The sequence below is a fragment of the Streptomyces sp. NPDC052910 genome, from assembly GCF_055585605.1.
Map to the genome: position 1 here is coordinate 96,207 of NZ_JBVJJR010000012.1, position 26,912 is coordinate 123,118.

Annotated in this window: 19 protein-coding genes; 5 read left to right on the top strand and 14 right to left on the bottom strand. The window is 74.0% G+C overall.

What is annotated here, in order from left to right; genetic code table 11:
- Nucleotides 1-348: 348 nt before the first annotated feature.
- Together ACZ6X9_RS30650 and nrdR are read right to left on the bottom strand one after the other, a co-directional pair.
- The gene (locus ACZ6X9_RS30650; RefSeq protein WP_469781280.1) at nucleotides 349-3,222 is read right to left on the bottom strand and encodes a vitamin B12-dependent ribonucleotide reductase; all 2,874 of its coding nucleotides are present in this window, start codon (nucleotides 3,220-3,222) and stop codon (nucleotides 349-351) included.
- A gap of 118 nt (nucleotides 3,223-3,340) precedes the next feature.
- Nucleotides 3,341-3,895, bottom strand: a complete 555-nt coding sequence (gene nrdR, locus ACZ6X9_RS30655; protein ID WP_469781281.1) for a transcriptional regulator NrdR — start codon at nucleotides 3,893-3,895, stop codon at nucleotides 3,341-3,343.
- Between the two features lie 965 nt (nucleotides 3,896-4,860).
- On the opposite strand from nrdR, the gene lexA reads away from it, so the two are divergent.
- Nucleotides 4,861-5,646 (top strand): transcriptional repressor LexA, encoded by a 786-nt coding sequence (lexA, locus tag ACZ6X9_RS30660; RefSeq protein ID WP_436779036.1) that lies wholly within the window; start codon nucleotides 4,861-4,863, stop codon nucleotides 5,644-5,646.
- Nucleotides 5,647-5,886: 240 nt separating this feature from the next.
- On the opposite strand, the gene ACZ6X9_RS30665 is transcribed toward lexA, so the two are convergent.
- The 3 genes from ACZ6X9_RS30665 to ACZ6X9_RS30675 all read right to left on the bottom strand — a co-directional run bounded on the left by ACZ6X9_RS30665 (nucleotide 5,887) and on the right by ACZ6X9_RS30675 (nucleotide 11,326).
- Nucleotides 5,887-7,899: an ATP-dependent DNA helicase gene (locus ACZ6X9_RS30665; protein WP_469781282.1), complete on the bottom strand. Its 2,013-nt coding sequence runs from the start codon at nucleotides 7,897-7,899 to the stop codon at nucleotides 5,887-5,889.
- Nucleotides 7,900-7,993: 94 nt separating this feature from the next.
- Nucleotides 7,994-9,955: an IucA/IucC family protein gene (locus ACZ6X9_RS30670; protein WP_469781283.1), complete on the bottom strand. Its 1,962-nt coding sequence runs from the start codon at nucleotides 9,953-9,955 to the stop codon at nucleotides 7,994-7,996.
- Between the two features lie 21 nt (nucleotides 9,956-9,976).
- On the bottom strand, nucleotides 9,977-11,326 hold the full coding sequence (locus tag ACZ6X9_RS30675) for an aminotransferase class III-fold pyridoxal phosphate-dependent enzyme (RefSeq protein WP_469781284.1): 1,350 nt from the start codon (nucleotides 11,324-11,326) through the stop codon (nucleotides 9,977-9,979).
- 253 nt (nucleotides 11,327-11,579) lie between these two features.
- Here ACZ6X9_RS30675 and ACZ6X9_RS30680 point away from each other — a divergent pair, with 253 nt between their 5' ends.
- Nucleotides 11,580-12,803 carry a trypsin-like serine peptidase gene (locus tag ACZ6X9_RS30680; protein WP_469781285.1) on the top strand — a complete coding sequence of 408 codons (1,224 nt, stop codon included), beginning with the start codon at nucleotides 11,580-11,582 and terminating at the stop codon, nucleotides 12,801-12,803.
- 67 nt (nucleotides 12,804-12,870) lie between these two features.
- Here the strand turns inward: ACZ6X9_RS30680 and hflX are convergent, their stop codons facing one another.
- The 6 genes from hflX to miaA all read right to left on the bottom strand — a co-directional run bounded on the left by hflX (nucleotide 12,871) and on the right by miaA (nucleotide 20,990).
- On the bottom strand, nucleotides 12,871-14,358 hold the full coding sequence (gene hflX / locus ACZ6X9_RS30685) for a GTPase HflX (protein WP_469781286.1): 1,488 nt from the start codon (nucleotides 14,356-14,358) through the stop codon (nucleotides 12,871-12,873).
- Nucleotides 14,359-14,509: 151 nt separating this feature from the next.
- Nucleotides 14,510-15,979: a M1 family metallopeptidase gene (locus ACZ6X9_RS30690; protein ID WP_469781287.1), complete on the bottom strand. Its 1,470-nt coding sequence runs from the start codon at nucleotides 15,977-15,979 to the stop codon at nucleotides 14,510-14,512.
- A gap of 114 nt (nucleotides 15,980-16,093) precedes the next feature.
- The gene (locus ACZ6X9_RS30695) at nucleotides 16,094-18,229 is read right to left on the bottom strand and encodes a RelA/SpoT family protein (protein ID WP_469781288.1); all 2,136 of its coding nucleotides are present in this window, start codon (nucleotides 18,227-18,229) and stop codon (nucleotides 16,094-16,096) included.
- Nucleotides 18,230-18,409: 180 nt separating this feature from the next.
- On the bottom strand, nucleotides 18,410-19,294 hold the full coding sequence (dapF, locus tag ACZ6X9_RS30700; RefSeq protein WP_469781289.1) for a diaminopimelate epimerase: 885 nt from the start codon (nucleotides 19,292-19,294) through the stop codon (nucleotides 18,410-18,412).
- A 180-nt stretch (nucleotides 19,295-19,474) separates the two neighbouring features.
- A complete protein-coding gene (locus ACZ6X9_RS30705) occupies nucleotides 19,475-19,945 on the bottom strand; it encodes a hypothetical protein (RefSeq protein ID WP_469781328.1) in 471 nt (156 codons plus the stop codon).
- Between the two features lie 106 nt (nucleotides 19,946-20,051).
- Nucleotides 20,052-20,990, bottom strand: coding sequence for a tRNA (adenosine(37)-N6)-dimethylallyltransferase MiaA (gene miaA, locus ACZ6X9_RS30710; protein WP_469781290.1), 939 nt, complete (start codon nucleotides 20,988-20,990; stop codon nucleotides 20,052-20,054).
- A gap of 182 nt (nucleotides 20,991-21,172) precedes the next feature.
- Between miaA and ACZ6X9_RS30715 the strand changes: the two genes are divergently transcribed.
- A complete protein-coding gene (locus ACZ6X9_RS30715; RefSeq protein ID WP_469781291.1) occupies nucleotides 21,173-21,442 on the top strand; it encodes a hypothetical protein in 270 nt (89 codons plus the stop codon).
- A 40-nt stretch (nucleotides 21,443-21,482) separates the two neighbouring features.
- The gene (locus ACZ6X9_RS30720) at nucleotides 21,483-21,737 is read left to right on the top strand and encodes an antitoxin (RefSeq protein WP_469781292.1); all 255 of its coding nucleotides are present in this window, start codon (nucleotides 21,483-21,485) and stop codon (nucleotides 21,735-21,737) included.
- Nucleotides 21,738-22,058: 321 nt separating this feature from the next.
- Here the strand turns inward: ACZ6X9_RS30720 and ACZ6X9_RS30725 are convergent, their stop codons facing one another.
- Both ACZ6X9_RS30725 and miaB read right to left on the bottom strand, forming a co-directional pair.
- Nucleotides 22,059-22,769 (bottom strand): class III extradiol dioxygenase subunit B-like domain-containing protein, encoded by a 711-nt coding sequence (locus ACZ6X9_RS30725; protein ID WP_469781293.1) that lies wholly within the window; start codon nucleotides 22,767-22,769, stop codon nucleotides 22,059-22,061.
- Between the two features lie 38 nt (nucleotides 22,770-22,807).
- Nucleotides 22,808-24,331: a tRNA (N6-isopentenyl adenosine(37)-C2)-methylthiotransferase MiaB gene (gene miaB, locus ACZ6X9_RS30730; protein WP_469781294.1), complete on the bottom strand. Its 1,524-nt coding sequence runs from the start codon at nucleotides 24,329-24,331 to the stop codon at nucleotides 22,808-22,810.
- A 158-nt stretch (nucleotides 24,332-24,489) separates the two neighbouring features.
- Here miaB and ACZ6X9_RS30735 point away from each other — a divergent pair, with 158 nt between their 5' ends.
- Nucleotides 24,490-25,485 (top strand): TAXI family TRAP transporter solute-binding subunit, encoded by a 996-nt coding sequence (locus ACZ6X9_RS30735; protein ID WP_469781295.1) that lies wholly within the window; start codon nucleotides 24,490-24,492, stop codon nucleotides 25,483-25,485.
- A 19-nt stretch (nucleotides 25,486-25,504) separates the two neighbouring features.
- Here the strand turns inward: ACZ6X9_RS30735 and ACZ6X9_RS30740 are convergent, their stop codons facing one another.
- Nucleotides 25,505-26,905 (bottom strand): sensor histidine kinase, encoded by a 1,401-nt coding sequence (locus ACZ6X9_RS30740; protein WP_469781296.1) that lies wholly within the window; start codon nucleotides 26,903-26,905, stop codon nucleotides 25,505-25,507.
- Between the last annotated feature and the right edge of the window lie 7 nt (nucleotides 26,906-26,912).

The window sequence follows — 26,912 nt, forward strand, 5'->3', positions numbered from 1 at the left end:
ACGTCATCGTACGGCGCCGGAAGTGGCCCGCATCACGTCGCGCGAACCGGCCCCCGCCGGACGCGCCCGCTCCCTCCGCCCGCCGGACGCACCGCCGGCCGACTCCTCCCCCGGAGGCAACTCCCTTTCCGGAAGCCCGGCTTCGAGCATGGTGGCGTCCGGGCGCGTCCGGACCCGGACGGACGCCCCTCACGTTCCCCGCGCCTCCGTATCCGCCTCCCGGACCACCCCGGCGTAGACGCCCGCGGCGGACGGATGGGCTGATGTCGGGAGGAACGCCGAGGGCGGCGGAACCGGAATCGGTTCCGCCGCCCTCACCCGGGGAATCACCCCCGGTTCACGACCGGATCAGCTACAGCCGCTGGTCGAGCCGCAGCCCTCGCAGAGGTAGCAGCTCCCCGCGCGGCGCATCTTGGTGCCGCAGGAGAAGCACAGCGGGGCGTCCGCGTTCAGGCCGAGCTGCATCTCCATCAGTTCGGTGGAGTTGTGCGGCTGCTTCGGAGCCGGGACGGCGGCCGCGGCGGGGGCGGCCTCCGCCTTCAGGGCCTCCGCCTGGCGCGGGGCGGACTGGGCGAGACCCTCGACGTCCATGTCCTCGTCGGACGGCTCGTACGAACCGGTGTCGAGGTGGCGCTGACGCTCCTCGGCCGAGTGGATGCCGAGCGCCGAACGGGTCTCGAACGGCAGGAAGTCCAGCGCCAGGCGGCGGAAGATGTAGTCGACGATCGACTGCGCCATCCGCACGTCCGGGTCGTCCGTCATGCCGGCCGGCTCGAAGCGCATGTTGGTGAACTTCGAGACGTAGGTCTCCAGCGGCACGCCGTACTGGAGGCCGACGGAGACGGCGATGGAGAAGGCGTCCATCATGCCCGCGAGGGTCGAGCCCTGCTTGGACATCTTGAGGAAGACCTCGCCCAGGCCGTCGTCCGGGTAGGAGTTGGCCGTCATGTAGCCCTCGGCGCCGCCCACCGTGAAGGAGGTGGTGATCCCCGGGCGGCCCTTCGGCAGCCGCTTGCGGACCGGGCGGTACTCGACGACCTTCTCCGCGGCGGCGGGGGCGGCGGGCTCCTCGGCCTTGGCCTCCTCCTTCTTCTTGGCGGAGAGCGGCTGGCCGACCTTGCAGTTGTCGCGGTAGATCGCGAGGGCCTTCAGGCCCATCTTCCAGCCCTCGAAGTAGACCTCCTCGACCTCCTCGACGGTGGCCGTCTCGGGCAGGTTGACGGTCTTGGAGATCGCGCCGGAGAGGAACGGCTGCGCGGCGGCCATCATGCGCACGTGGCCCATGGCGGAGATCGCGCGCTCGCCCATGGCGCAGTCGAAGACCTCGTAGTGCTCGGCCTTCAGGCCCGGGGCGTCGATCACGTTGCCGTGCTCGGCGATGTGGGCGACGATCGCCTCGACCTGCTCGGGCAGGTAGCCCAGGCGCTTGAGCGCCTTGGGGACCGTGTTGTTCACGATCTGCATCGAGCCGCCGCCGACGAGCTTCTTGAACTTGACCAGGGCCAGGTCCGGCTCGACGCCCGTGGTGTCGCAGTCCATCATCAGGCCGATGGTGCCGGTGGGGGCCAGCACGGACGCCTGGGCGTTGCGGAAGCCGTTCTTCTCGCCGAGGCGGATCACGTCCTGCCAGGCCTCGGTGGCCGCGGCCCAGACCGGGGTGTCCAGGTCGTCCATCCGCTTGGCGGCGGTGTTGGCGTCCGCGTGCTGCTTCATGACGCGCCGGTGGGCGTCGGCGTTGCGGGCGTAACCGTCGTACGGGCCGACGATCGCGGCCAGCTCGGCGGAGCGGCGGTAGGAGGTACCGGTCATCAGCGAGGTGATGGCACCGGCCAGGGCACGGCCGCCGTCGCTGTCGTAGGCGTGGCCGGTGGCCATCAGCAGGGCGCCGAGGTTGGCGTAGCCGATGCCCAACTGGCGGAAGGCGCGGGTGGTCTCGCCGATCTTCTCGGTCGGGAAGTCGGCGAAGCAGATGGAGATGTCCATCGCCGTGATGACCAGCTCGACGACCTTGGCGAAGCGCTCGGCGTCGAACGACTGGTTGCCCTGGTCGTCGTCGCGGAGGAACTTCATCAGGTTGAGCGAGGCGAGGTTGCACGAGGAGTTGTCCAGGTGCATGTACTCGCTGCACGGGTTGGACGCGGTGATGCGGCCCGACTCCGGCGAGGTGTGCCAGTGGTTGATGGTGTCGTCGTACTGGATGCCCGGGTCGGCGCAGGCCCAGGCGGCCTCGGCCATCTTGCGGAACAGCGCCTTGGCGTCGACCTCCTCGATGACCTCACCGGTGAGGCGGGAGCGCAGGCCGAACTTCGACGCGGTCTCGACGGCCTTCATGAACTCGTCGTTGACGCGGACGGAGTTGTTGGCGTTCTGGTACTGGACGGAGGTGATGTCGTCGCCGCCCAGGTCCATGTCGAACCCGGCGTCGCGCAGGGCGCGGACCTTCTCCTCCTCCTTCACCTTGGTCTCGATGAAGGCCTCGACGTCCGGGTGGTCGACGTCCAAAACGACCATCTTGGCCGCACGGCGGGTGGCGCCACCGGACTTGATGGTGCCGGCGGAGGCGTCGGCACCGCGCATGAACGACACCGGGCCGGAGGCGTTGCCGCCGGAGGAGAGCAGCTCCTTGGAGGAGCGGATGCGGGAGAGGTTCAGGCCGGCGCCGGAGCCGCCCTTGAAGATCATCCCCTCTTCCTTGTACCAGTCGAGGATCGACTCCATGGAGTCGTCGACGGAGAGGATGAAGCAGGCGGAGACCTGCTGCGGCTGGGCGGTGCCCACGTTGAACCAGACCGGCGAGTTGAAGCTGAAGACCTGGTGGAGCAGGGCGTAGGTCAGCTCGTGCTCGAAGATCTCGGCGTCCGCCGGGGAGGCGAAGTACCCGTGCTCCTCACCGGCCTTGCGGTAGGTGAGCACCACGCGGTCGATGAGCTGCTTGAGGCTGGACTCGCGCTCGGGGGAGCCGACCGCGCCGCGGAAGTACTTGCTCGTGACGATGTTGACCGCGTTCACCGACCAGAAGTCGGGGAACTCGACGCCGCGCTGCTCGAAGTTGATGGAGCCGTCGCGCCAGTTGGTCATGACGACGTCACGACGCTCCCAGACCACCTCGTCGTAGGGGTGCACGCCGGGGGTGGTGTGGATGCGTTCGATGCGCAGGCCCTTGCCGCCCTTGTTCCCCTTGGAGCGGGAACCTCGTGCCGGGCCGCTCGTCGTCTCTGTCATGCCACGCCTCCCTCTACCGGGCGAAAACGCCCTTGTGCGCACATTTCTTCCATGGCGCGATGTGTGTCGTTCGCCCGGGTGCGCGGGGGCGCACCGGGCAGGTCTCGTATGAGGCCGCTCAGTCGGCGGCCGTGGCGGGCGCGGGGACATCGAGGTCCCCGCCGCGACCGCCGGCGTCCTTCGCGGGGCCGTCCCGGCCCTCCTGGCCGGCGCCCACGGGGGCGCCGGGAGCACTGCCGCGCAGCTCCGCGATGGCGGACTCGAAGTCCTCGAGCGAGTCGAACGCCTGGTACACGGATGCGAACCGCAGGTAGGCCACGAGATCGAGGTCCTTGAGCGGGCCGAGTATGGCGAGGCCGACGTCGTGCGTGGTGAGCTCGGCACTGCCGGTGGCGCGCACGGCCTCCTCGACCCGCTGGCCCAGCTTGGCCAGGGCGTCCTCGGTGACGGGGCGGCCCTGGCACGCCTTCCGCACCCCGGAGATCACCTTGGTGCGGCTGAACGGCTCGGTCACGCCGCTCCGCTTGATCACCATCAGGGACGCGGTCTCGACCGTCGTGAACCTGCGGGAGCAGTCGGGGCACTGGCGGCGCCTGCGGATCGAGCAGCCGTCGTCCGTGGTCCGGCTGTCGACGACCCTGCTGTCGGGGTGCCTGCAGAAGGGGCAGTGCATGGCTCTCCACCTTCCTTCACCCTCGACGAGATCCCCGGGAGACCCGGGGGACGTGCACGATCCACGGCTCCGGCCGGCCCTGACCACAGGGCCCCCGCGAAGCAGCCCCAAGCATAGGCGATGGCCATGGGTGGGGCTGACCGGGATCGGCCACCGACCACAACTTGTGGGCGGCTGCCGCCATCAAACCACTAGATCTGGTGTCCGGTCGCCAAGCGGGCCCAGCGCGTGTCGCGGGACGGCGGCGGGGCACCGGCGGTGCGGAAGGCCCGGAAAAAGCCCCCGGAGAGGCGTCGGACGGCCGTCAGGCGGCCGCCGGGCGCCCGACCGCCGGGCAGGGCGCGCGGCACTCCGCGAGGCCCGTGGACGGCCGTCCGCGCGTTCGGCGAGGAGGGCCGGAGGACCGGCCGCCAGGGCGGCGGAATCAGGCGCGGCCGGGGCCGGCGGGGCCGGTGTCGAGGGTACGCGAGCGGGGCGGCGGACGACCCTCGGGGGCGTCGGCGGGCGGGTGGATGCCACACTGGTGCGACCGCGACGCACCACACGTCGGGTCCGCGCCCGAGTACACCTCCTCCGGCACGCGCCCGCGACCCCGCGGAAAACGCGTCCGCGCGTTCCGCCGGAACCACCGGGCGCGCACCGGAACCGCGAATTGCGGAATTCCGGCGGTGGGGAAGGGCTGCGCGGGAGCCGGGGGAACCCGGAGAAGGCGGGTTCCCGGAATTCCCGGAATCGCGCCGAGTGAAGGCCGCTCGAAGGTCACCGGAAGGCCGCTCGAGACCGCTTCGAGAGCCCCGCGAAGAGGGTTGGGGCGGGTCGCGAACGGAATTGATCTTCGCTCGTACACCCTCACGCCTGATCAAGTCAGCGAATCAGCGATATTTCACTCGAACGTGTGTTTGGCGCAACCTTTCGAAAGCAACTACCGTTGTCCAGCCAGGGAGAACATTTCGAGAGGGGCCGACGTGACCACCACCGCAAACAGCGCCACCATCACCGCCCAGGACCGCTCCCAGAACCGACTCGACCAGGCACACCCGATGAACGACACCGGCATGAACAGCGAGGGCCAGAAGCCGGCCCGTTCGCTCCCCGGGCGGCCACCCGGAATCCGCGCGGACAGCTCCGGCCTCACGGACCGGCAGCGGCGCGTCATCGAGGTGATCCGGGACTCGGTGCAGCGGCGCGGCTACCCACCGTCCATGCGCGAGATCGGCCAGGCGGTCGGGCTCTCCAGCACCTCCTCGGTCGCGCACCAGCTCATGGCGCTGGAGCGCAAGGGCTTCCTGCGCCGTGATCCGCACCGCCCCCGCGCCTACGAGGTGCGCGGCTCCGACCAGCCCAGCTCGCAGCCGACGGACACCACCGGCAAACCCGCCGCGTCCTACGTACCGCTCGTCGGCCGGATCGCCGCCGGCGGCCCGATCCTCGCGGAGGAGTCGGTCGAGGACGTCTTCCCCCTCCCCCGGCAACTGGTGGGCGACGGCGAGCTGTTCGTGCTCAAGGTGGTCGGAGACTCCATGATCGAGGCCGCCATCTGCGACGGGGACTGGGTGACGGTCCGCCGCCAGCCGGTCGCCGAGAACGGTGACATCGTGGCCGCGATGCTCGACGGGGAGGCGACGGTCAAGCGCTTCCGCCGCGAGGACGGCCATGTGTGGCTGCTGCCGCACAACTCCGCCTACCAGCCCATCCCCGGCGACGAGGCCACCATCCTGGGCAAGGTCGTGGCCGTGCTGCGGCGGGTCTGAGCGGACCGAGACAGGGCCCCGGAATCACTGCGCCGGTTCCGGGGCTCTCCGCTGCCCGCGGCCGGTCCGGCGTTCGCCGCGCCCTTTCCCTGACGGGCCGGAGAGCGAAGCGGACGCCGAACGCAGAACGAAGCGGACGCGGAACGGAAGCGAAGCGGGGAGAACGGAACGCCGGACGGAGGCGGACGGGATCCGCCCGAATTCCCCCGCCTCCGCATTGCGTCCGGAAATACCGGTCGCTCAGCGATTCTCCGCCTTCGCCGCCGCGTCGATGGCCGCCAGCGAGCGGCGGACCTGATTGCGGTCGGTCGTGTACCAGAAATCCGGCAGGGAAGCGCGCAGGAAGGACCCGTAGCGCGCCGTCGCCAGCCGCGGGTCGAGCACCGCCACCACGCCCCGGTCGCCCGTGGCCCGCACCAGCCGCCCCGCGCCCTGGGCCATGAGCAGGGCCGCGTGCGTGGCGGCGACGGACATGAAGCCGTTGCCGCCGGCCTGCTCCACCGCCCGCTGCCGGGCGCTCATCAGCGGGTCGTCGGGGCGCGGGAAGGGCACCCGGTCCATCACGACGAGCTGGCAGCTCGGCCCCGGCACGTCGACGCCCTGCCAGAGGGAGAGGGTGCCGAAGAGGCAGGTCTCCGGGTCGGCGGAGAAGTTCTTGATCAGCTCGCCGAGGGTGTCCTCGCCTTGGAGCAGGACCGGTGTGTCGAGCCGGCCGCGCAGCGCCTCGGCCGCGGCCTGCGCGGCGCGCATCGACGAGAAGAGACCGAGCGTCCGTCCGCCGGCCGCCTGGATGAGCTCGGTCAGCTCGTCCAGCATGTCGGCCCGGCCGCCCTCCCGGCCGGGCTGGGACAGGTGCCGGGCGACATAGAGGATGCCCTGCCGGGGGTAGTCGAAGGGCGAGCCGACGTCCACGCCCTTCCACTCGGGCAGGTCCTCGCCGGTCACGCCCTCCGGCGCGAGGCCCAGCGAGGCGCCGACGCCGTTGAAGTCGCCGCCGAGCTTGAGCGTCGCCGAGGTGAGCACCACGGACCGCTCGCTGAAGAGCTTCTCCCGGAGCAGCCCGGAGACCGAGAGCGGGGCCACCCGCAGGGACGCGCCGTAGCGGTCGTGACGCTCGTACCAGACGACGTCGTACTCGGAGCCCGCGACGATGCGCTCGGCGACGGCGTGCACGTTCTCCACGGCGGCGAGCGCCTGCTTGCGGACGGCGTCCTCATCCTGGACGGACTTGTCGCGCGTCGTGCCCAGCGCCGAGACGACCGTCCGCGCCGCGTCCCGCAGCGACACCAGGGCGTAGCCGAGATCCTCGGGGATCTCCTCAAGGCGCCCGGGCAGCGCCAGCTCCATCAGCCGCTCGAAGCTCTCCGCCGCCGTCTGGAGCGCGTCGGCGACCTTCTCGTCGACGAGCTTGGCCGCGCGCCGGACGGCCTGGTTGACGCGCCCCGGGGTGAGCTCGCCGGTGGCGACGCCGGTGACCCGGGAGACCAGCTCGTGTGCCTCGTCGACGATCAGCACCTCGTGCTGGGGCAGCACCGGGGCGCCCTCGATGGCGTCGATCGCCAGCAGGGCGTGGTTGGTGACGACGACGTCCGCGAGCTTGGCCCGCTCCCGGGCGGCCTCGGCGAAGCACTCGGCGCCGTAGGCGCACTTCGAGGCGGACAGGCACTCCCGCGAGGTGACCGAGACCTGGGACCAGGCGCGGTCGGAGACGCCGGGGGTGAGGTCGTCCCGGTCGCCGGTCTCCGTCTCGTCGGACCAGTCGCGCAGGCGGAGCAGGTCCTTGCCGAGCTTGCTGGTGGGGGCCGCCGCCTCGAAGGGGTCGAAGAGGCCGTCTTCCTCCTCCTGCGGCACGCCCTCGTGCAGCCGGTGCAGGCAGAGGTAGTTGGAGCGGCCCTTGAGCATCGCGAACTGGGGGCGCCTGCGCAGCAGCGGGTGCAGCGCGTCGACGGTCCGGGGCAGATCGCGCTCGACGAGCTGGCGCTGGAGCGCGAGGGTCGCGGTGGCGACCACCACCCGCTCCCCGTGCGCCAGGGCGGGCACGAGGTAGCCGAGGGACTTGCCGGTGCCCGTGCCCGCCTGGACCAGCAGGTGCGAGGTGCCGTCGATGGCCTCGGCGACCGCCTCGGCCATGGCGACCTGGCCGGGGCGCTCGGTGCCGCCGACCGCGGTGACGGCCGCGTGCAGCAGGGCGGTGAGGTCGGGCCGGGACCCGGACGGGGCGGGGGACGCGGAGGGCGCGGGAGTGGCAGTCATAGCTCTCTCAGCCTACGGGGCGGCACCGACATCGCGGGCCCCGTCCGCGCCGTCCGCCCCACTCCGCCACCCCTCGGCGTGACCCTCACCGCGCTCATCGTCCGGGCGCCGCAAGGGGGTTGGCGATCGTGACGTACGGCGGGCCGGCGTCGTCGTCGGCCGGCCCGCCCGGCAGGTGGGCCGGGCAGCGCAGGGTGGGCGCGTCCAGCAGACGGCGCGGCAGGGACGAGCGCGTCGCGTCCGGTCCGGTGGCGGCGCGGGCGAGGAACCGGCGCAGCGCGGCCAGCAGGATCCGCTCGTCGGCGAGCCGCTGCGAGCCGAACGCGCCGATCAGCCCGAGGACGTTGTCGCAGCCCAGGTGGTGGGCGAACCGCTCGTCGGCCGTCCCGTCCGGCAGGAACGCCTCCTCTTCGTCCTTGGCGAGCGCCGGCAGCCGGGCCGTGAGCGCGTCGCGCGCCGACTCGCGGAACGCGGCGCGCTGCCCGCCGCGGTACCGGCCGCCGACCGGCCAGCCGTCCCGGTCCAGCAGGACGAGGGTGTTCTGCCGGTGCGCGGCGAGGACGACCCCGGCCTCGCCGTCCAGCCAGAGGAGCGGGCGGACGACCGCGCCGAGGTAGCGCAGGAACCATTCGACGCCGATCACCGTGGGCGGCCGCCCGGTGCGGCGGGCGAGCGCGTGGACCGTCTCGGCGAGCCGGGAGGAGACGGCCGGGTGCCCGGCCGGTGCCGTGCGGCCCGGCCAGGGGCGGAGCGAGGTGAGCCCGGCGAGGCAGACGGCGTCGTCGCCGGGGCCGAAGGGGTTGTGCCGGAGGACGGCCGCGAGGCCGGGCTCCGGACCGCCGCCTGGGGTGTCGACGGCGAGCCAGGCGGGGTCGCGGACCACGTCGAAACCCAGGCCGCCGGGGCACGCCGCGCGCCAGCGCTCCGCGAGGCCGCCGCGCAGCAACCGGTGCAGGGCGACGCCGCGGCGCAGCTCCGCCCGGCCGAGCTCCCGGGTACGGCCGGCGAGGCGCACCCCCAGCGACAGTTTGATCATCACGGGGGCGTCCGGCCGGTGCACGGTGCGGACCGACGAAGTCGGGTACCAGGGCGCGCCGTGCGGCCCCAGGTCGTGGACCAGCCCGGCGTCGAACAGCTCGGCGACGGCGGGGCGGCAGCGGACGTCGTGGGCCTGCCAGGGGTGGAGCGGCAGCGGCACGGTGCCGGACGGGAGGTGCGGCCCGGCCGGTCCGGCCGTGAGGAGGCGGGCGGCCAGGGTCGCCGCCTCGACGGGCCGGCCGCGTTCGGTCCAGGCCGAGTCGGCGGCCAGGACGGAGCAGTGGACGGCCAGCCAGTGCAGGGGGAAGGCGCCCCGGCACTCGGGCGCGTAGCGCGGGGACGCGGCGGCGGAGAAGCCCTCGCGGCTCTGTGGCGCGGGGTGCCAGGGGTGGCCCAGGAACGACGCCTGCTCGCCGTGGAGGAACAGCGCCTCCGTGCCGGGGTCGGCCGGGCGGGCCCGGCGCTCCTCGACGAACACCGCCGTCCCGCGCACGGAGTCGGCGACCCGGCCGACCAGCGTGGCGAGGCCGGCGGCGCGCCCGCGGTTCCCGGTGTACGCGGCCTCCCGGCCGAGGAGCGCGGCCAGGGTGACGGCGTCGAGCGCCGGGGCGCCGGCCGGGGCGTTCAGCAGCGTCGGGGCGCCGAAGCGGTGCCATCCGGTGGGCGACCAGTAGCGGACGGGGACGTGCAGGACGTGCCCGTCGGTGACGAGCGGCAGTTGGAGGCAGCCGCCGGGCGGACGGTCGACGTCGTGCTCCCGCACCCAGCAGCGCAGGAGCCCCTCGACGGCGGCGCTGTCGGCGGCGACCCGGGGGTCGGGGTGGTCCAAGGGATCGGGATGCCGGAAGAGATCCGGGTGATCGGAGTGTCCGGCCGTGGCACACGGGTCGGCGGGGGAGCCGAGAGACGCTCGACTCTGCCCGTCGCCCCGCGGCGCGGGCCGGAAGGCGACCGGGGCGGGGGGCGCGAGGGGCGCTCGGGGAGCCGGGGTCACCGGCGTCATGGGCGTGGGGTTCATACGGTGCGGCGGGCCGGGCCGTCAGGCGGGGGCCGCGCCTGCCTCCTTCCGCGGGCTGACGGGCTTCCGGGCGGTGGCGGGGTTTCCGGGGGTGGCGAGGTCCCGGGGGGTGTCAGGGTCCCCGTGGGGGGCGGGCTCCCGGGGAGTGGCGAGGCTCCGGGGGATCGCGGGGTCCCGCAGGACCGTGGGCGCCCGGGGGTCCGCGTTCGTGACCGCCGAGGAGCCGGACGTCCCGAGCGCTCCCGGCCCCGCCGCGGCACCGGACGGAACGGGCCACTCCCCCGCGGCCGCCGAGCGGCCGCCCTGCCCGGCCGTCCCCGGCGTCTCGGCGGCCCGTCGCCCGGGCGCGCCGCCGGTGACCGCCACCGGCCCCGTCGGCCCCACCGGCCACGGCGTCCCGCGCACGGCGCCGACCGCGTCGGCGAAGCGGTCCAGGACGGCTTCCGCCTGTTCGTCCGTGATGGTGAGGGGTGGCAGGAGCCGCAGCAGGCGGGGGTCGGTGCCGTCCGGGCCGACGAGGAGGCCGCGGCGGAGGCAGGCGTGCCGGATCGCCCCGGCGGTGGCGTCATCCGCGCAGGTGACGATCAGGAGCAGGCCGCGGCCGTGGACGTCGGTGACCGCCGCGCCGTCCGCGACGGCCCGGCGGAGCCGGGACAGCATCCGGGCGCCCAGGCCGGCGGCCCGGGGGGCCAGGCCGTGCTCGCGGACGTACCGCAGGGTGGCCGCGCCGGCCGCCATCGCCAGTCGGTTGCCGAGGGGGCCGTCCGGCGGGACGGGGGTGCGGTCGGCGGGTACGTCGTCGCCGAGGACGAGGAGGGCCAGCGGCAGGCCGCCGCCGATCGCGCCGGCCAGGGCCAGGGCGTCGGGGACGCGGCCGGTGTGCTCGATGCCCCAGAAGGCGCCGGTGCGGCCGAGGCCGGTGCGGGTCTCGTCGGCGACCAGGAGGCGGGGACGGCCACCGGGCGCGTCCGCGCCGGGCTCGAAGATCCCCTCGTCGCCCCCGGCGAGCGCCCGTGCCGCGGACAGCGCCGCCGTCCGTGTCGGCGCGCAGAAGCGCAGGCGGGCGCGGTCCGCCAGCCGGCCGGGGAGGGTGGCCCGCAGCTCGTCGGCGAAGACCTCGGCCGGCGGGACGCCGCGGGCGAGCGCGGAGCGGACGGCCTCCCGGACCACCGGGTGGTGGTGGCCGAGGACGAGCGCGCCGCCGCCGGGGAAGCAGTCGAGGTAGCGGCGGCCGTCGGCCGTCTCGACCGTCAGGCCCCGGGCGCGCGCCGGGACGACGGGCAGCGGGCAGGCGTGCGCGCGGGCCGCTGTCTCCCGGCGCCGGCCCCCGCGGGCCGCCGGGAGCACCGCCGGTGGCTGGGTCAAGGCCACGACCTGTGTCCTCCTCCTGTTGAACGCCGGACGTCCCCCGTACGTACCAACGACGCGGGCCCGTCGGGAACACGGCCCAGGCGCGAGAAGGTGCGGCGCGTGCCACACCGGAACCGGCGCGCCACCCCGGCCCGTCCCCCGGGACGGCGGCGTAGGGTGTCCCTGCCCCGTCACCGGGGCGGTGCATGACAAGTCCGTCCCGGGGCGGACGCGCGCACCCGCACACGTGTCACCGAACGGGGGAGAACACTCCATGCCATCCCAACGCCCGCCCGCCGACCGCCGGGGACGCCGGCGGGGCCCGCGCACCGCGGCCGCGGTCGCCGTCGCGTCCGTGCTGGCGCTGACCGCCGCCGCCTGCGGACCGTCCGACGACGAGGCCGCGGCCGGCGGTGACAAGCCCACCGCGTCCGCGAGCGCCCAGGGCCTGGAGGGGCTCAAGCTGCCCAAGGGGCTCACCCTCCAGGACCTGGACAAGTGGCGGGGCGGCGCCTGGAAGAAGTGGGACAAGGACCGGTGGCTGCGGGAGGCCCGGGACTTCATCAACCCGATCATCGAGGGGCACTGGAAGCCGGACTCGATGAAGGACGCCCGTTCCAGTGACAAGACCGTCAAGGACGCGCCGGGGACTCCCCCGGGCGGCTCGTCCGACGGCGACCAGGGCGTCACCGACCCGGAGCCGCGGCCGGTGAAGGCCCGTGAGGTCAAGCGGCCGTACAGCAAGAACGCCGCCCCGGTCGGCAAGGTCTTCTTCGACAGTCCGCAGGGCCACATGGTCTGTTCGGCGACGGTCGTCAAGGACCCGGCGCACCCGGGCAAGTCCAACATGGTGTGGACGGCGGGCCACTGCGTGCACGCGGGCCAGAAGGGCGGCTGGTACCGGAACATCGCCTTCGTGCCGTCCTACAACGACCGGGGCCTGCCCGCCTCGCGGGTCAACGCCGCGCCGGCGGGGCAGATCGCGCCGTACGGCGTGTGGTGGGCGGACTGGGCGCAGACCTCCGGTCAGTGGATCGCCCAGGGCGCGTCCAGCGGCGGCGCGGGCGCTCCGTACGACTTCGCCGTGCTGCACGTGAAGCCGGAGCAGGGCGCGGGCAAGTCACTGGAGGAGACCGTCGGCAGCGCTCTGGCGGTGGACTTCGACGCCCCGAGGGTCCCGTCCATCTCGTCCATGGGCGCCTGGGGCTACCCGGCCGCGCCGCCCTTCGACGGGCAGCGGATGTACGACTGCGTCGACCGGCCGGGACGGCTGACGCTGGACAGCGCGCAGCCGACCATGTACCGCATCGGCTGCACGATGACCGGCGGTTCCTCGGGCGGCGGCTGGTTCCGCGTCGGCCCGGGCGGCAAGGCGGTGCTGGTGTCCAACACCTCCGTCGGCCCGTCCGACAGCCGCTGGCTCGCCGGACCCCATCTGGGGCCCGAGGCCAAGGGTGTCTACCAGGCCGTCAGCAAGAAGTTCGCGGCGACGCGCTGACGACACGCACATACGGCGAAGGGCCCGCCCCGAGTGGGGCGGGCCCTTCGCCGTATGTGCGTACCGGTCAGGCGGCCTGGACGAACGGCCGCAGCTCCGCGGCCAGTTCCTCGTGCACCCGGGCCTTGACCAGGGTGCCCTCCGCGGTGTGCTCCTCGGAGAGGATCTCGCCCTCGGAGTGGATCCGCGCGGTCAGCGAGCCCTGGGTGTACGGCACCAGCGCCTCGACCTCGATCGCCGGGCGGGGCAGCCGCTCGTCGATGAGGGCGAGCAGCTCGTCGATGCCCTCGCCGGTGCGGGCGGAGACCGCGATGGCGTTCCGCTCGACGCGCAGCAGGCGCTGCAGGGTGAGCGGGTCGGCCGCGTCGGCCTTGTTGACCACGACGATCTCGGGCACGTCGAGCGCGCCCACGTCGCGGATCACCTCGCGGACCGCCGCGAGCTGCTCCTCCGGCGCCGGGTGCGAGCCGTCCACCACGTGCAGGATGAGGTCGGAGTCGCCGACCTCCTCCATGGTGGAGCGGAACGCCTCGACGAGGTGGTGCGGCAGGTGCCGGACGAAGCCGACGGTGTCGGCGAGGGTGTAGAGCCGGCCGCCGGGCGTCTCGGCCCGCCGGACGGTCGGGTCCAGGGTGGCGAACAGCGAGTTCTCCACCAGGACGCCGGCGCCGGTGAGGCGGTTGAGCAGCGAGGACTTGCCGGCGTTGGTGTAGCCGGCGATGGCGACCGAGGGCACCTTGTTGCGCCGGCGCTCCTGGCGCTTGATGTCGCGCCCGGTCTTCATCTCGGCGATCTCCCGGCGCATCTTCGCCATCTTCTCGCGGATCCGCCGCCGGTCCGTCTCGATCTTGGTCTCACCGGGACCACGGGTGGCCATACCGCCGCCCGAGGAACCGGAGCCACCGCCACCCATCTGCCGGGAGAGCGACTGACCCCAGCCGCGCAGCCGGGGCAGCATGTACTGCATCTGCGCGAGGGCGACCTGCGCCTTGCCCTCACGGGACTTGGCGTGCTGGGCAAAGATGTCCAGGATCAGGGCGGTACGGTCGACCACCTTGACCTTGACGACGTCCTCCAGGTGGATGAGCTGGCCGGGACTCAGCTCACCGTCGCAGACGACGGTGTCGGCGCCGGACTCCAGGACGATGTCCCGCAGTTCCTGGGCCTTGCCGGAGCCGATGTAGGTGGCCGGGTCCGGCTTGTCGCGGCGCTGGATCACGCCGTCGAGGACGAGGGCGCCCGCGGTCTCCGCGAGCGCGGCGAGCTCCGCCAGGGAGTTCTCGGCGTCCCGCACCGTGCCGGACGTCCAGACGCCTACCAGCACCACGCGCTCCAGGCGCAACTGCCGGTACTCGACCTCGGTGACGTCCTCGAGCTCGGTGGACAGGCCCGCGACGCGGCGCAGGGCCGCGCGCTCGGAGCGGTCGTACTGGTCCCCGTCCCGCTCCCCGTCGATCTCGTGGCTCCAGGCGACGTCCTCTTCCATCAGGGCGTCGGCCCGAAGGCTCTCCGGGAGGCTCTGCCGGTCCTGGGGAAGGGAAGAAGTGGAGGTCATGTGATCCTTTGCTTCGTCGGGTCGTGCTCGCGCACAGTGGCGCCCCCGGACGGGGACCCACACATCGTGAACGTCCGGCGGCCTCCGGTGATTCCCGGGACCTCCGCCGCGTCCGTCGACCCGACGATGGTCCCATGCCGCGCGGGGGCCGTCACGCGGGTTTACCGGTGACCTTCCAGTCCGGGTGGCCGGGCATCGGCGGGGTGGTGGCGGAGTAGAGCCAGGGGCGCAGGAAGCCGGAGAGGTCCCGGTGGGCGGTCTTGGAGGCGAGGGCGACGAAGTCGGCGGTGGTGACCGTGGCGTCCGCGTACCGGTCGACCCAGGCGCGCTCCAGCTCCTCGAAGGCGCGCGCGCCGATCTCCTGCCGGAGGGCGTAGAGCACCAGGGCGCCGCCGTCGTAGACGACCGGCCGGAAGATGGCGACCTTCTTGCCGGGGGCGGGCTGCTTCAGGGCGGCCGGCGCGCCGCCGTCGACGCGCATGAGGTCGGAGTACTGGTAGGCGCGGCGCATCCGGTCGACGAGCTTGCGGCCGCCCTTGTGCTCCGCGTACTCGGCCTCGTACCAGGTGGCGTGGGCCTCGTTGAGCCAGAGGTCGCCCCAGGTGCGCGGGGTGACGCTGTCGCCGAACCACTGGTGGGCCAGCTCGTGGACCATCACCGACTCCAGGTACCAGGCGGGCAGGGACCGCTTGGTGAACAGGTCGCTCTCGAAGAGGGAGAGGGTCTGGGTCTCCAGCTCGAAGCCGGTCGTCGCCCCCGCGAGGAGCACGCCGTAGTTCTCGAAGGGGTAGCGGCCGAGCCGCCGCTCCAGCCAGGTCAGGTGCTCCGGGGTCTTGGCGGCCCAGGGCGCCAGCCCGTCCCGTTCGGCGGCCGGCACCACGCTGCGCAGCGGGAGGCCGTGCGGGCCGGTGGACTCCAGGACGGCCGAGCGGCCGATGGCGACCTGGACCAGCTCGGTGGCCATGGGGTGGCGGGTGCGGTACGTCCAGGTGGAGGTGGCGCCCCGGGTGGTGCGGCCGGTGGCGACGCCGTTGGCGACCACCGTGAGCTCCTTGGGAGCGCGGATCCGGAAGCTGAAGTCCGCCTTCTCGGAGGGGTGGTCGCTGCCGGGGAAGACACGGTGCGCCGCGTCCGCCTGGTTGGCCATGACCAGCCCGTCCTTGGTGGTGACCCAGCCGCCCTCCCGACTGCCCCGGGGGTCGCTGGTGTGGCGGACGGTGATGGTGAAGGGGGTGTGGCGGGGTACCGGACGGGCCGGGGTGACGACCAGGTCCTCCTCGACGGGGGTGAAGGCGGCGCTCGCCCCGTTCACCTCGATCGAGCGCACGGTGCCCCTGGCGAAGTCGAGGTTGAACCGCTCCAGCCGTTCGGTCGACCGGGCCTCGATCGTGGTCACGGCGTCCAGCGGTCTGTCGTTCCCCCGGTAGTCGAAGGCGAGGGCGTACTCGGTGACGTGGTAGCCCGGATTGCCGAGGTGGGGGAAGAGCCGGTCGCCGATGCCCAGCGGGGCGGGCGGCGGCGCTGCGGCGGTCAGGAGCAGCAGCGGCACGGCGGCGGCGAGGGCGGCGCGGCGGAGCCGGCGGCGGTGCTGCGGGGGGCGGGGCCCGGGAGAGTGCGGCATGCGTCCACCGCTATCAGCGCGCCGTCGTCCGCGGGGCGCGGCGCGCGCGGTCCCACTCGTACGGGCGGCGCCTCGTGGGCGCGTACGCCCCCTGGGCCGCGGAGGCCCCGGAGCTCACAGGGGCGTGGCGGCGGGACGGCCCGCGCGCCCCACGTCGTACACGCCGGGTACCCGGCGCATGGCGCGCATCAGCTCCGGCAGGTGGGCGGCGTCCGGCAGTTGCAGCGTGTACGTGTGGCGGACGCGCTGCTCGTGCGGGGGCTCGACGGCGGCGGAGATGACGGCGACGCCTTCCGCCGCGATGGCCTCGGTGAGGTCGGCGAGCAGGTGCGGGCGGCTGAAGGACTCGGCGCACAGGGTGACGCGGAAGTCCCCGGGCCCGGTGCCGTCCGGCCGCCGCCAGCGCACGGCGATCCGCCGCCGGCCGGCCGTGGTCATCCGGGCCACCGCCGGGCACTCGGCCCGGTGCACGGTCACGGCGCCGCCGCGCACGGCGAAGCCGGTGACCTCGTCCGGGGGCACGGGGGTGCAGCAGCCGGCCAGCCGCACGCTGGCGTCGGCGAGGCCCGCCTCGGCGCAGCCGAGCACGACCGGCTCGCGGGCCGCGGGCGCCGGGCCGCGGGTGTCCGGCCGGGCGGCGGGGGGCGGCGGCAGCGGGCCGGCGGGGCCGGCGACCGCCGCGGGGTCGGGTGCCGGGTGGGTGGCGAACCAGCGGCCGATGGCGATCCGGGCGGCGGCCGTACGGGCGTGCTCGCGCCAGTCGGGGGACGGCCCGGAGGCGGTGTCCGGGGACATCAGCAGGTGCAGGGTGTCGCCGTCGCGCAGGACGGTCCCGAGGGCGACCAGCCGGCCGTTGACCCGCGCGCCGATGCAGGTGTGGCCGCCCTGCCCGTACTGGGCGTAGGCGGCGTCGACGCAACTGGAACCGGCCGGGAGGCCGATGGTGCCGCCGTCGGCGCGGAAGACGGTGATCTCGCGGTCCTCGGCGAGCTCGTCGCGGAGCGAGGTCCAGAAGGTGTCCGGGTCGGGGGCGGACCGCTGCCACTCCAGGAGGCGGGAGAGCCAGCCGGGGCGGGTGGGGTCGACGCGTTCCCCGTCCGCCGCGTCGGGGTCCTCGGCGGCGGCGTAGGGGTTGCCGAGGGCGATCACGCCGGCCTCGGCGACCCGGTGCATCCGGTGGGTGCGGATCAGCACCTCGGCCACCTGGCCGGCCTCGCCGGCGATGGCGGTGTGCAGCGACTGGTAGAGGTTGAACTTGGGAACGGCGATGAAGTCCTTGAACTCCGAGATGTACGGGGTGAAGCAGGTGTGCAGCTCACCGAGGACCGCGTAGCAGTCCGCGTCCTCCGCGACGAGCACGAGCAGCCGCCCCAGGTCCGAGCCGGTCACCTCGCCGCGCTTGAGCCGCACCCGGTGGACGGAGACGAAGTGCCGGGGCCGGACCCGGACTTCGGCGGCGACCCCCGCCTCGCGGAGCACCGCGCGCACCCGGGCCGCCGTGGCCCGCAGCGGATCCGGGCGGCCGGCGTGGGCGAGGACGGCCTCCCGGGTGGCGGCGTACTCCTCGGGGTGGAGGATGGCGAAGACCAGGTCCTCCAGCTCGGCCTTGAGCACCTGGACGCCCAGCCGTTCGGCGAGCGGGATCAGCACGTCCCGCGTCACCTTGGCGATCCGGGCCTGTTTCTCCGGGCGCATCACCCCCAGGGTGCGCATGTTGTGCAGCCGGTCGGCGAGTTTGATGGACATCACGCGGACGTCGTTGCCGGTGGCCACCAGCATCTTGCGGAAGGTCTCGGGCTCGGCGGCGGCGCCGTAGTCGACCTTCTCCAGCTTGGTGACGCCGTCGACGAGGAACCGCACCTCCGCGCCGAACAGCTCGCCCACCTGATCGAGGGTCACCTCGGTGTCCTCGACGGTGTCGTGCAGCAGGGAGGCCGTCAACGTCGTGGTCTCCGCGCCGAGTTCGGCGAGGATCAGGGTGACGGCGAGCGGGTGGGTGATGAACGGGCCGCCGCTCTTGCGCGTCTGCCCCCGGTGCGAGGACTCCGCGAACAGATAGGCGCGGCGCAGGATGTCGAGGTCGGCCCCGGGGTGGTGGGCCCGGTGGGCCTTGGCCACGTGCTCCAGGGCATCGGGGAGCCGGCCCCGGGCGCCCGAGCCGCCGAGCGCCGCGCGGCCCAGCCGTCTCAGGTCGATCCGGGGGCCGCGTTTGCGGCGGCTGGGGCGTTCGTTCGTGGCCTCTGCGCTCATGGGCACCTCCGGCAGCGTCGACCGGCGGTCGGCTCAGGCCGTCCGGGCCGGTGCTTGATGCTACCGACCCCATCACGCACCGCTCACCCCCTCTCGCGCAGAGTGAACCGGATCACCCATTCGAGGGAGGCGTTCATCCGGAAACCCGATGAGGCCACCAGGTCACCCGGCTCCGGGCCGTCAGGAGGCGGTCAGCCAGGCGGTGTCGAAGCGGCCCTCGGCGACGATCACGGCGGGCCCGGTCATCTCGACCGTGCCGTCCGGGAGCTCCGAGATCACCAGCCGGCCGCCGGGAACGTCCACCGTGTAGGTGACGGGCCGGCCGTCGACGGCCGGGTCGGCACCGTCGCGGCGCGCCGTCGCGACCATCACCGCGCAGGCGCCGGTGCCACAGGACCGGGTCTCACCGGAGCCGCGCTCGTGGACGCGCAGGGCGACATGGCGGGGGCCCCGGTCGACGACGAACTCGACGTTCACCCCGTCCGGGTAGGCGTCCGCCGGGCTCACGACCGGGGCGTCGAGCAGCTTCCCGGCGTGGGCGAGGTCCTCGACGAAGAGGACGGCGTGCGGGTTGCCCATGTTGACGTTGCGCGCGGGCCAGTCACGGTCGCCGACGGTGACGGTCACCTCGCCGGCGGGCAGCGCCGCCCGCCCCATGGAGACGGTGACGGCGCCGGGCTCTCCGTCGGGCCCGTCCTTGGCGAGGTGCGCGTGGCGCACGCCCGCGCGCGTGGCGATGGCCAGGTCGCCCGCGTCGGCGAGGCCGGCCCGCTGGAGATAGCGCGCGAAGACACGGACGCCGTTGCCGCACATCTCGGCGACGCTGCCGTCGCTGTTGCGGTAGTCCATGAACCACTCGGCCTCGTCGGCCATCGCCCGCGCCTCGGGGTGCGCGGCCGAGCGGACGACCCGCAGCACCCCGTCGGCGCCGATGCCGGCCCGGCGGTCGCACAGCCGCGCGACGGCGGCCGGGGAGAGGTCGATCAGCCCGTCGTGGTCGGGAATGATCACGAAATCGTTCTCGGTGCCGTGGCCCTTGAGGAAGGGGATTTGCGCGGTGCTCACGTGTCGATGGTACGGCGGGGGCGCCCCCGGCCTCTCCGCGGTCCCGGGCGGGTGGGCCCGGAGCCGCCCGCGGCCCCTTCCGGACGGCCCGCGCGGCGGCTGTGCGGGCCCGGCTCGTCCGTTCGGAAGCGCCGGGCCCGCCGGCCGCGGGTCCGCCCGGGTCCCGGCCCGGTCGGGACGTCAGCGCAGCCGCGCCACGCGCCAGACGGCCAGTACGGTCGCCAGGACGACGACGGTCGCGTACGCGGCCACGTACCGCCAGTCAGGACGGCGTCCGGAGCCGCGCGGGGGCAGGCCGGGCCAGGTGTAGCCGACGCGGCGGGCGGCCATCACGCCCCAGCCGGCGGCGCAGCCGCAGATGAGCAGGCCGAGCATGGCGACGACCGGGCCGCCGTCGCCGACCTCGAAGGCGAGCGGGAAGGCGAACATCAGCGAGCCGGTGACGGCGAGCACGACGATCGGCGCGAGCTGCCAGACACGCAGCCGGCGCGGGGGCCGCAGTTCGCGGAAGGACTCCGCCGTCCCGCCGTCCCCGGTCTCCGGCGCGGAGTCGTCCGTGGCGTCGGGGCCGTCCGGGGAGAGGCCGCCGGCGTCGTCTCCGGACACCGCCGGGAGCGGCTGCTGCGGTCTGTCACGAGGGCCGGCCTCCATCGCCACGCGCCCTCCCAACCGGACTTCACGGCTCGATCGAAGACTGATGATGGCACGGTCCGACTGACGTGGATGACACGTGGCGCGTCCCGATGCCATCACGTGATCAGGCTGTGACCGCCCGTTCGACCAACGCCAGCGCGAGTGCCGGGAGTTCCGCGCGCCGGTCGGCGGCGCCGCTGAGCCAGTGGACGCGGGAGTCGCGGCGGAACCAGGAGTCCTGACGGCGCGCGAAGCGCTTGGTGGCGCGCACGGTCTCGTCGCGCGCCTCCTGCTCGCTGCACTCGCCGGCGAGGAAGGCGAGCACCTGCTGGTACCCGAGCGCGCGCGACGCCGTGCGCCCCTCGCGCAGTCCGGCCCGCTCCAGCGCGCGGACCTCGTCGACCAGCCCGGCCTCCCACATGCGGTCCACACGCGTGGTGATCCGCTCGTCGAGCTCGGGCCGCTCGACGTCGACGCCGATCTGCACGGTGTCGTAGACGGCCGTCTCGCCGGGCAGGTTGGCGGTGAACGGTTTCCCCGTGATCTCGATGACCTCCAGGGCGCGGACGATGCGGCGGCCGTTGCCGGGCAGGATCGCGCGGGCCGCCTCCGGGTCGGCGGCGGCCAGCCGGACGTGCAGCGTCCCCGGGCCGTGCTCGGCCAGCTCGTCCTCCAGGCGGGCCCGGACCGCCGGGTCGGTGCCAGGGAACTCCAGGGCGTCGATGGCCCCCTTGATGTAGAGGCCGGAGCCGCCGACGAGCACAGGGGTGCGGCCCTCGGCCAGCAGCCGGTCGATCTCGGCGCGGGCCAGCCGCTGGTACTCGGCGACGCTCGCCGCCTCGGTGACGTCCCAGATGTCGAGCAGCCGGTGGGGGATCCCCTGCCGCTCCTCGGTCGTCAGCTTGGCGGTGCCGATGTCCATGCCGCGGTAGAGCTGCATGGAGTCGGCGTTGACGACCTCGCCGTCGAGGTGCCGGGCGAGCGCGACGCCGAGGTCGGACTTGCCGGCCGCGGTGGGTCCTACGACGGCGATGACCTGCGGTGCGGGGGCTGCTTTTCTCACCACACCAGTCTCGCAAACACCGGGCCGCCCCTCGAACGAGCGACGTGACGCGACGCTCCCGGTCTCGTTGCCTGTTGCGAGGTTCCGACCGCCGGTTCGCAGGCCGGAGCCCGCGAGCGGCGCAATGGGACGCTCCGGGCGACCCGGGATTTCGCTCACACCAGTAAGGTAATGGAGTAGATATGGGCGTGTTTTCATGGCTTCGCCGCAAGCCGTCGCAGTCGTCAACGGAGGGAACGGCGGCGGACACCCGGACGGCGGAACCGGGCGACGGTGCCGGGACGGAGGAGACGGCCCCCGGGGCCCCCGAGGTCACCGCCGCCGCGACCGGCCCCGCCGAGGACGCCGGGGCGGCCGAAGGGGGCGAGGGGGCCGAGGGAGTCGACATCCCGAAGCAGCAGTCCGCGGACGAGGCGGCGGACAGCGAGGCCGGTGAAGGCGCCCGCCAGTAGCGCGCGGACCGCGCGCGGGAGAGAGCGAGGGTAGGTGCCCATGGGCCTGTTCGACGATCTGAAGGCCAGGATCGGTCCGGTGAAGGACAAGGTCGGCGGCCTCGTGCAGCAGCACGGGGACAAGATCGAGCAGGGGCTGGACAAGGCCGCGCGGATGGTCGACTCCAAGACCGACGGCAAGTACAGCAACCAGATCCGGACCGGTACCGGCAAGGCCAAGGAGGCACTCGGCCGGCTCGCCGAGTCCGAGGGTCCCAAGGGTGGTGCCGGGTCCCGGGGTTCCGAGACCCCCTGACCACCGCGCCCGGGTGCGGACGGATCCCGTGTACGGCGACGGCCGCGGAGCGCGATGCTCCGCGGCCGTCGCCGTACACGGCCGTCGCCGTACACGGCCGTCGCCGTACACGGCCGTCGCCGTACACGGCCGTCGCCGTACACGGCCGTCGCCGTACACGGCCGTCGCCGGGTGCGGGCGGTACGGCACGGCGGGCACCGGCCGGGAGCGCGCCGCGCCGGTCAGAGGTGGCCGCGCCGGTGAGAGGGCGCCGCGCCGATCAGGGGTGCGCCGCGCGGGTCAGTGATGCGCCGCGCCGCTCAAGCCCCTCGCCCGCACCGCTCAGGACCACACCGCGACGTGGTACCCCACCCCGTAAGGCGCCTCCTCGTACAGCGTCCGCCCGCTCGGTCCGGCGCCCTCCGCCGCGCCCGCGAGCACCTGCCAGGCGGGCCGGCCGGCGGCCTGCAGCTCGCGGGCGGTGGCGGGGTCGAGGGCGGCGAGGGCGGCGGTGTCGGCGGCGCCCAGGGCCGTCGCGCAGGCGGCGTCGAAGCCCTCCGCCCGCTCGTCCAGGTAGCCGGGCGCCTTCACCGTGCGGCAGGCACTGCCGTCGCCCATGACCAGCAGCGCCACGCGGTCCTCCGGCGCGGCCAGCTCCCGTCCCGCGGCGAGGCACTCGGCGGTACCGAGGGACTCGGCCACGCCGAGAGCGGTCACCGGGGCGGCCGACCAGCCGGTGCGCTCCAGCAGCCAGGCGGCGACGGCCAGCGACAGCGGGAGCGGCCGTCCGTCCGCGTCGTCGCCCCGGCCCAGCCGGACGTCGAGCCCCACCCCGAAACCGCGGAACGAACCGCGGGCGCCCTCGGCGTACGGGCCCGCGCCGGCCTCGGGGGCGGGCCCGACCACGGCGAGGCGGTCGGGCCGCGCGGCGGCCAGGACGGCGACGGCGTCCAGGCAGGCGGCCCGCAGCGGGTCGAGCTCCGGGGCGGCACCGGCGGCGACCTCGGGTACGAGCAGCGGCGGGCAGGGGCACACGGCGGCGGCGACGAGCATGTCCGGAACCCTAACAAGGCGCCGTGCCCGTCACACGGCTAGTCGCAGCCGCAGCCCGCGGCGGCCGGGGCCGGGGACGGTGCGGGGGCGCCGATGGTCGGGATGCCGAGCAGCACGCCCTTCGGCTTCTCCGCGGCGGCGGCGTTGCGCTTCTCCCAGGCGTCGCCGGCGCGGGTGCGGCGCACGCCCTTGGCCGCGCCCTCGGCCAGCAGGTGGTGCGGGGCGGCGTAGGTGATCTCGACGGTGACCACGTCGCCGGGCCGGACCGGCTCGTCGGGCTTGGTGAAGTGCACCAGGCGGTTGTCGGGCGCCCGGCCGGAGAGCCGCCGGGTGGCGTCGTCCTTGCGGCCCTCGCCCTCGGCGACCAGGACCTCCAGTGTCCGGCCGACCTGCTTCTTGTTCTCCTCCCAGGAGATCCGCTCCTGGAGCTCCACCAGCCGCTCGTAACGCGCCTGCACGACCTCCTTGGGGATCTGGCCGTCCATGGTCGCGGCGGGGGTGCCGGGGCGCTTGGAGTACTGGAAGGTGAACGCCTGGGCGAAGCGGGCCTCGCGGACCACGTGCAGGGTCTGCTCGAAGTCCTCCTCGGTCTCGCCGGGGAAGCCGACGATGATGTCGGTGGAGATGGCGGCGTCCGGCATGGCGGCGCGCACCTTGTCGATGATGCCGAGGAAGCGCTCCTGGCGGTACGAGCGGCGCATCGCCTTCAGGACGGTGTCCGAGCCGGACTGGAGCGGCATGTGCAACTGCGGCATCACGTTGGGCGTCTCGGCCATCGCGGCGATCACGTCGTCGGTGAAGTCGCGCGGGTGCGGCGAGGTGAAGCGGACGCGCTCCAGGCCGTCGATCTTCCCGCAGGCGCGCAGCAGCTTGGAGAACGCCTCGCGGTCGCCGATGTCGGAGCCGTAGGCGTTGACGTTCTGCCCGAGCAGGGTGATCTCGCTGACGCCCTCGGCGACCAGCGCCTCCACCTCGGCGAGGATGTCGCCGGGCCGGCGGTCCTTCTCCTTGCCGCGCAGCGCGGGGACGATGCAGAAGGTGCAGGTGTTGTTGCAGCCGACGGAGATCGAGACCCACGCGGCGTAGGCGCTCTCGCGGCGGGTCGGGAGGGTGGACGGGAACGCCTCCAGCGACTCGGCGATCTCGACCTGCGCCTCCTCCTGGATCCTGGCGCGCTCCAGCAGCACGGGCAGCTTGCCGATGTTGTGCGTGCCGAAGACGACGTCGACCCACGGCGCCTTCTTGACGATGGTGTCGCGGTCCTTCTGCGCCAGGCAGCCGCCGACGGCGATCTGCATGCCGGGGCGCCGGGTCTTCATCGGGGCCAGCCGGCCGAGGTTGCCGTACAGCTTGTTGTCGGCGTTCTCGCGGACGGCGCAGGTGTTGAAGACGACGACGTCGGCGTCGCCCTCCGTGGTGTTCTCGGGGGCGCGGACGTAGCCCGCGTCCTCCAGCAGGCCGGAGAGCCGCTCGGAGTCATGGACGTTCATCTGGCACCCGTAGGTGCGGATGAGATAGGTCTTGGTCGAGGGCACGTCGTGGCTCCGGTCGCTGCTGGTCATGCACACAAGGGTAGGCGGTGTGCCGGAGGACCTCTTCCGTGCCGGAACGTCCCGCTCCGCTCCGCGCCCGCGGTGGGCCCGGGCGCCGCGCGTTCCCGCCCGCGAAGACCTCCCGCACGGGCCTGGCGCCGCCCGGCGCGCGCTGGCAGGATCCGCCCATGGCACCCCGTACCCCCTTGGTCAGGCGCCGCACCGTATGGGCGGGTGCCGTGTCCGCCGTCCTTCTCGCGCTGCTGACCTGGTCGCTGGCCGCTCCCCCGGAGGACCCGGTGCCCGGCGGCCGGATCACCGTCGCCACGGGGGTGCCGTCCGGCGTCTACACCAAGTACGGCGCGCTCCTGAAGGAGGACCTGGCCCGGGACCTGCCGGCCCTGGACGTCCGCCTGCGGCTCAGCACCGGGTCCGTCGACAACCTCAGGCAGCTCACGTCGGGCGAAGCGGACTTCGCGATCGCGACCGCCGACGCCGCCGCGGACTACGTCGACAACCGGCGCCCGGGAAGCGGCCGGCTGCGCGCCTGCGCCCGTCTCTACGACGACTACATGCAGCTCGTGGTGCGCAAGGACGCCGCGACCCAGACGGTGCGGGACCTCAGGGGTCTCCGGGTCGGCGTGGGGGCCGAGGGCTCCGGGGTGCAGTTGATCACCAAACGGCTGCTGCAGGCCGCCGGACTGGACTTCACCAGGGACATCACCCCCGTCCAGGTCGGCATCGACCGGATGCCGGACCTCCTGGAGAAGGGCGAGATCGACGCCTTCTTCTGGTCCGGCGGGCTGCCCACCAACGCCGTCCTGTCGCTCAGCCGCCGGATGCCCGTACGCCTCGTGCAGCTCGGCGACATGATCGGTCCGCTGCGCACGCTGGGCCGCGAGACGCGGTTCTACCGGGCCGCGGTGATGCCGGTGGACGCCTACCCGGCCATGGAGGCCCCCGAGGTGGTGAAGACCATCGCGGTCGCGAACCTGCTCATCACCACCGAGGACACCGACGCGCACCTCACCGAGGGCGTGACGCGCACGGTGATAGGGAGCCGGGACCGGATCGGCGAGGTGGTGCACGCCGCGCAACGGGTGGACCTGCGCACGGCGGTCTTCACCGATCCGCTGCCGCTGCACTCGGGGGCGCGGCGCTACTACGTGTCGTCGAAACCCTGACGGACCCGCCCCCCGCCCCTCACGGCCGTTCGCGCGGTACGTCGATGGCGACCCGCAGCCCGTGCGGCTCGTTCCGCGCGTAGGCGAGGCCCGCGCCGCCCGCGGTGAGCAGGGTGCGGGCGATGGAGAGGCCGAGGCCGGAGCCGGAGACGTTCTGGTGCCTGCCGCTGCGCCAGAAGCGGTCGCCGACGCGGGTGAGCTCCTCGTCCGTCAGCCCCGGCCCCTCGTCGGCGACGGTGACGACGACCCGGTCCCCCGTCACCTCCAGGGAGACCTCGACCCGGGCGCCCTCGGGGGTGAACTTGAGGGCGTTGTCCACGACGGCGTCGAGCGCGCTGGACAGCGCGACGGGGTCGGCCCAGCCGGTGGCCGCCGCCGGACCGGTGTAGGCCAGGACCACCCGCTCCCGTCCGGCCACCGGCGACCAGGCGCCCACCCGGTCGGCGACGAGCTCCGCGATGTCGGTCAGCCGGAGGTCGCTCGCGGCGTGTTCTGCGAGCGCGAGGTCGAGGAGGTCGTCCAGCACCCGGGCCAGCCGTTTGCCCTCGGTCCGCACGGAGGCGATCTCCTCGTGCCCGTCGGGCAGTTCCAGCGCCAGCAGCTCGATCCGCAGCAGCAGCGCCGCGAGCGGGTTGCGCAACTGGTGCGAGGCGTCGGCGACGAAGGCGCGCTGCTGTTCGAGGGATTCCTCGACGTTGTCGGCCATCTCGTTGAACGAGCGGGCCAGCCGCCGGAGTTCCGGCGGACCGCTGTCGGCCGCCACCCGGGAGTTCAGCCGGCCGCCGGCCATGCCGTGCGCGGCGGCGTCCAGGGTGCGGACGGGCCGCAGCACCCAGCCGGTGAGCCGGAACGCGGCGGCGACGGCGAGCAGCATCGCCGCCGACTCCCCCACCAGGATCAGCAGCCACTTGTGCAGGATCCAGGAGCGCAGCGCCCCGGTGGGTGACTCGGTGACGACGACCGCGACCACGTCGCCGTCCCGGATCACCGGGGACGCGACGGTGAGCCGGTGGCGGTCCCATGGCCAGACCTGCTCGGGGTCGTGGCTGCGCCGGCCGGCCAGCGCCTCCCGGAACGCCCTGCGCCCCTCGGCGTCGGGCGGCCCGGCCCAGCCGGCCGGGGCGGCGGCCATGATGCTGCCGTCCCGGAAGAAGACACCGGCGCGTATGCCGTAGAGGTCCTCGTAGCGCCGGAGTTCGGCCTGCAGGGTGATCAGCCGTTCGTCCACGTCGGCGGCCGTCTCGAACGGCCGGGTGGCGACGTACTGGGCGAGCGAGGCGAACCGGGCGGTGTCGTCGATCCGGTCGACGACCAGGCGTTGCTGCTGGACGTTGGCCAGGCCGGCGCCGAGCGGCAGGCCGAGGGCGACCAGCACGCCGGCCATGAGGACGATGAGCAGGGGGAGGAGTCGGGCACGCACGGGCGGG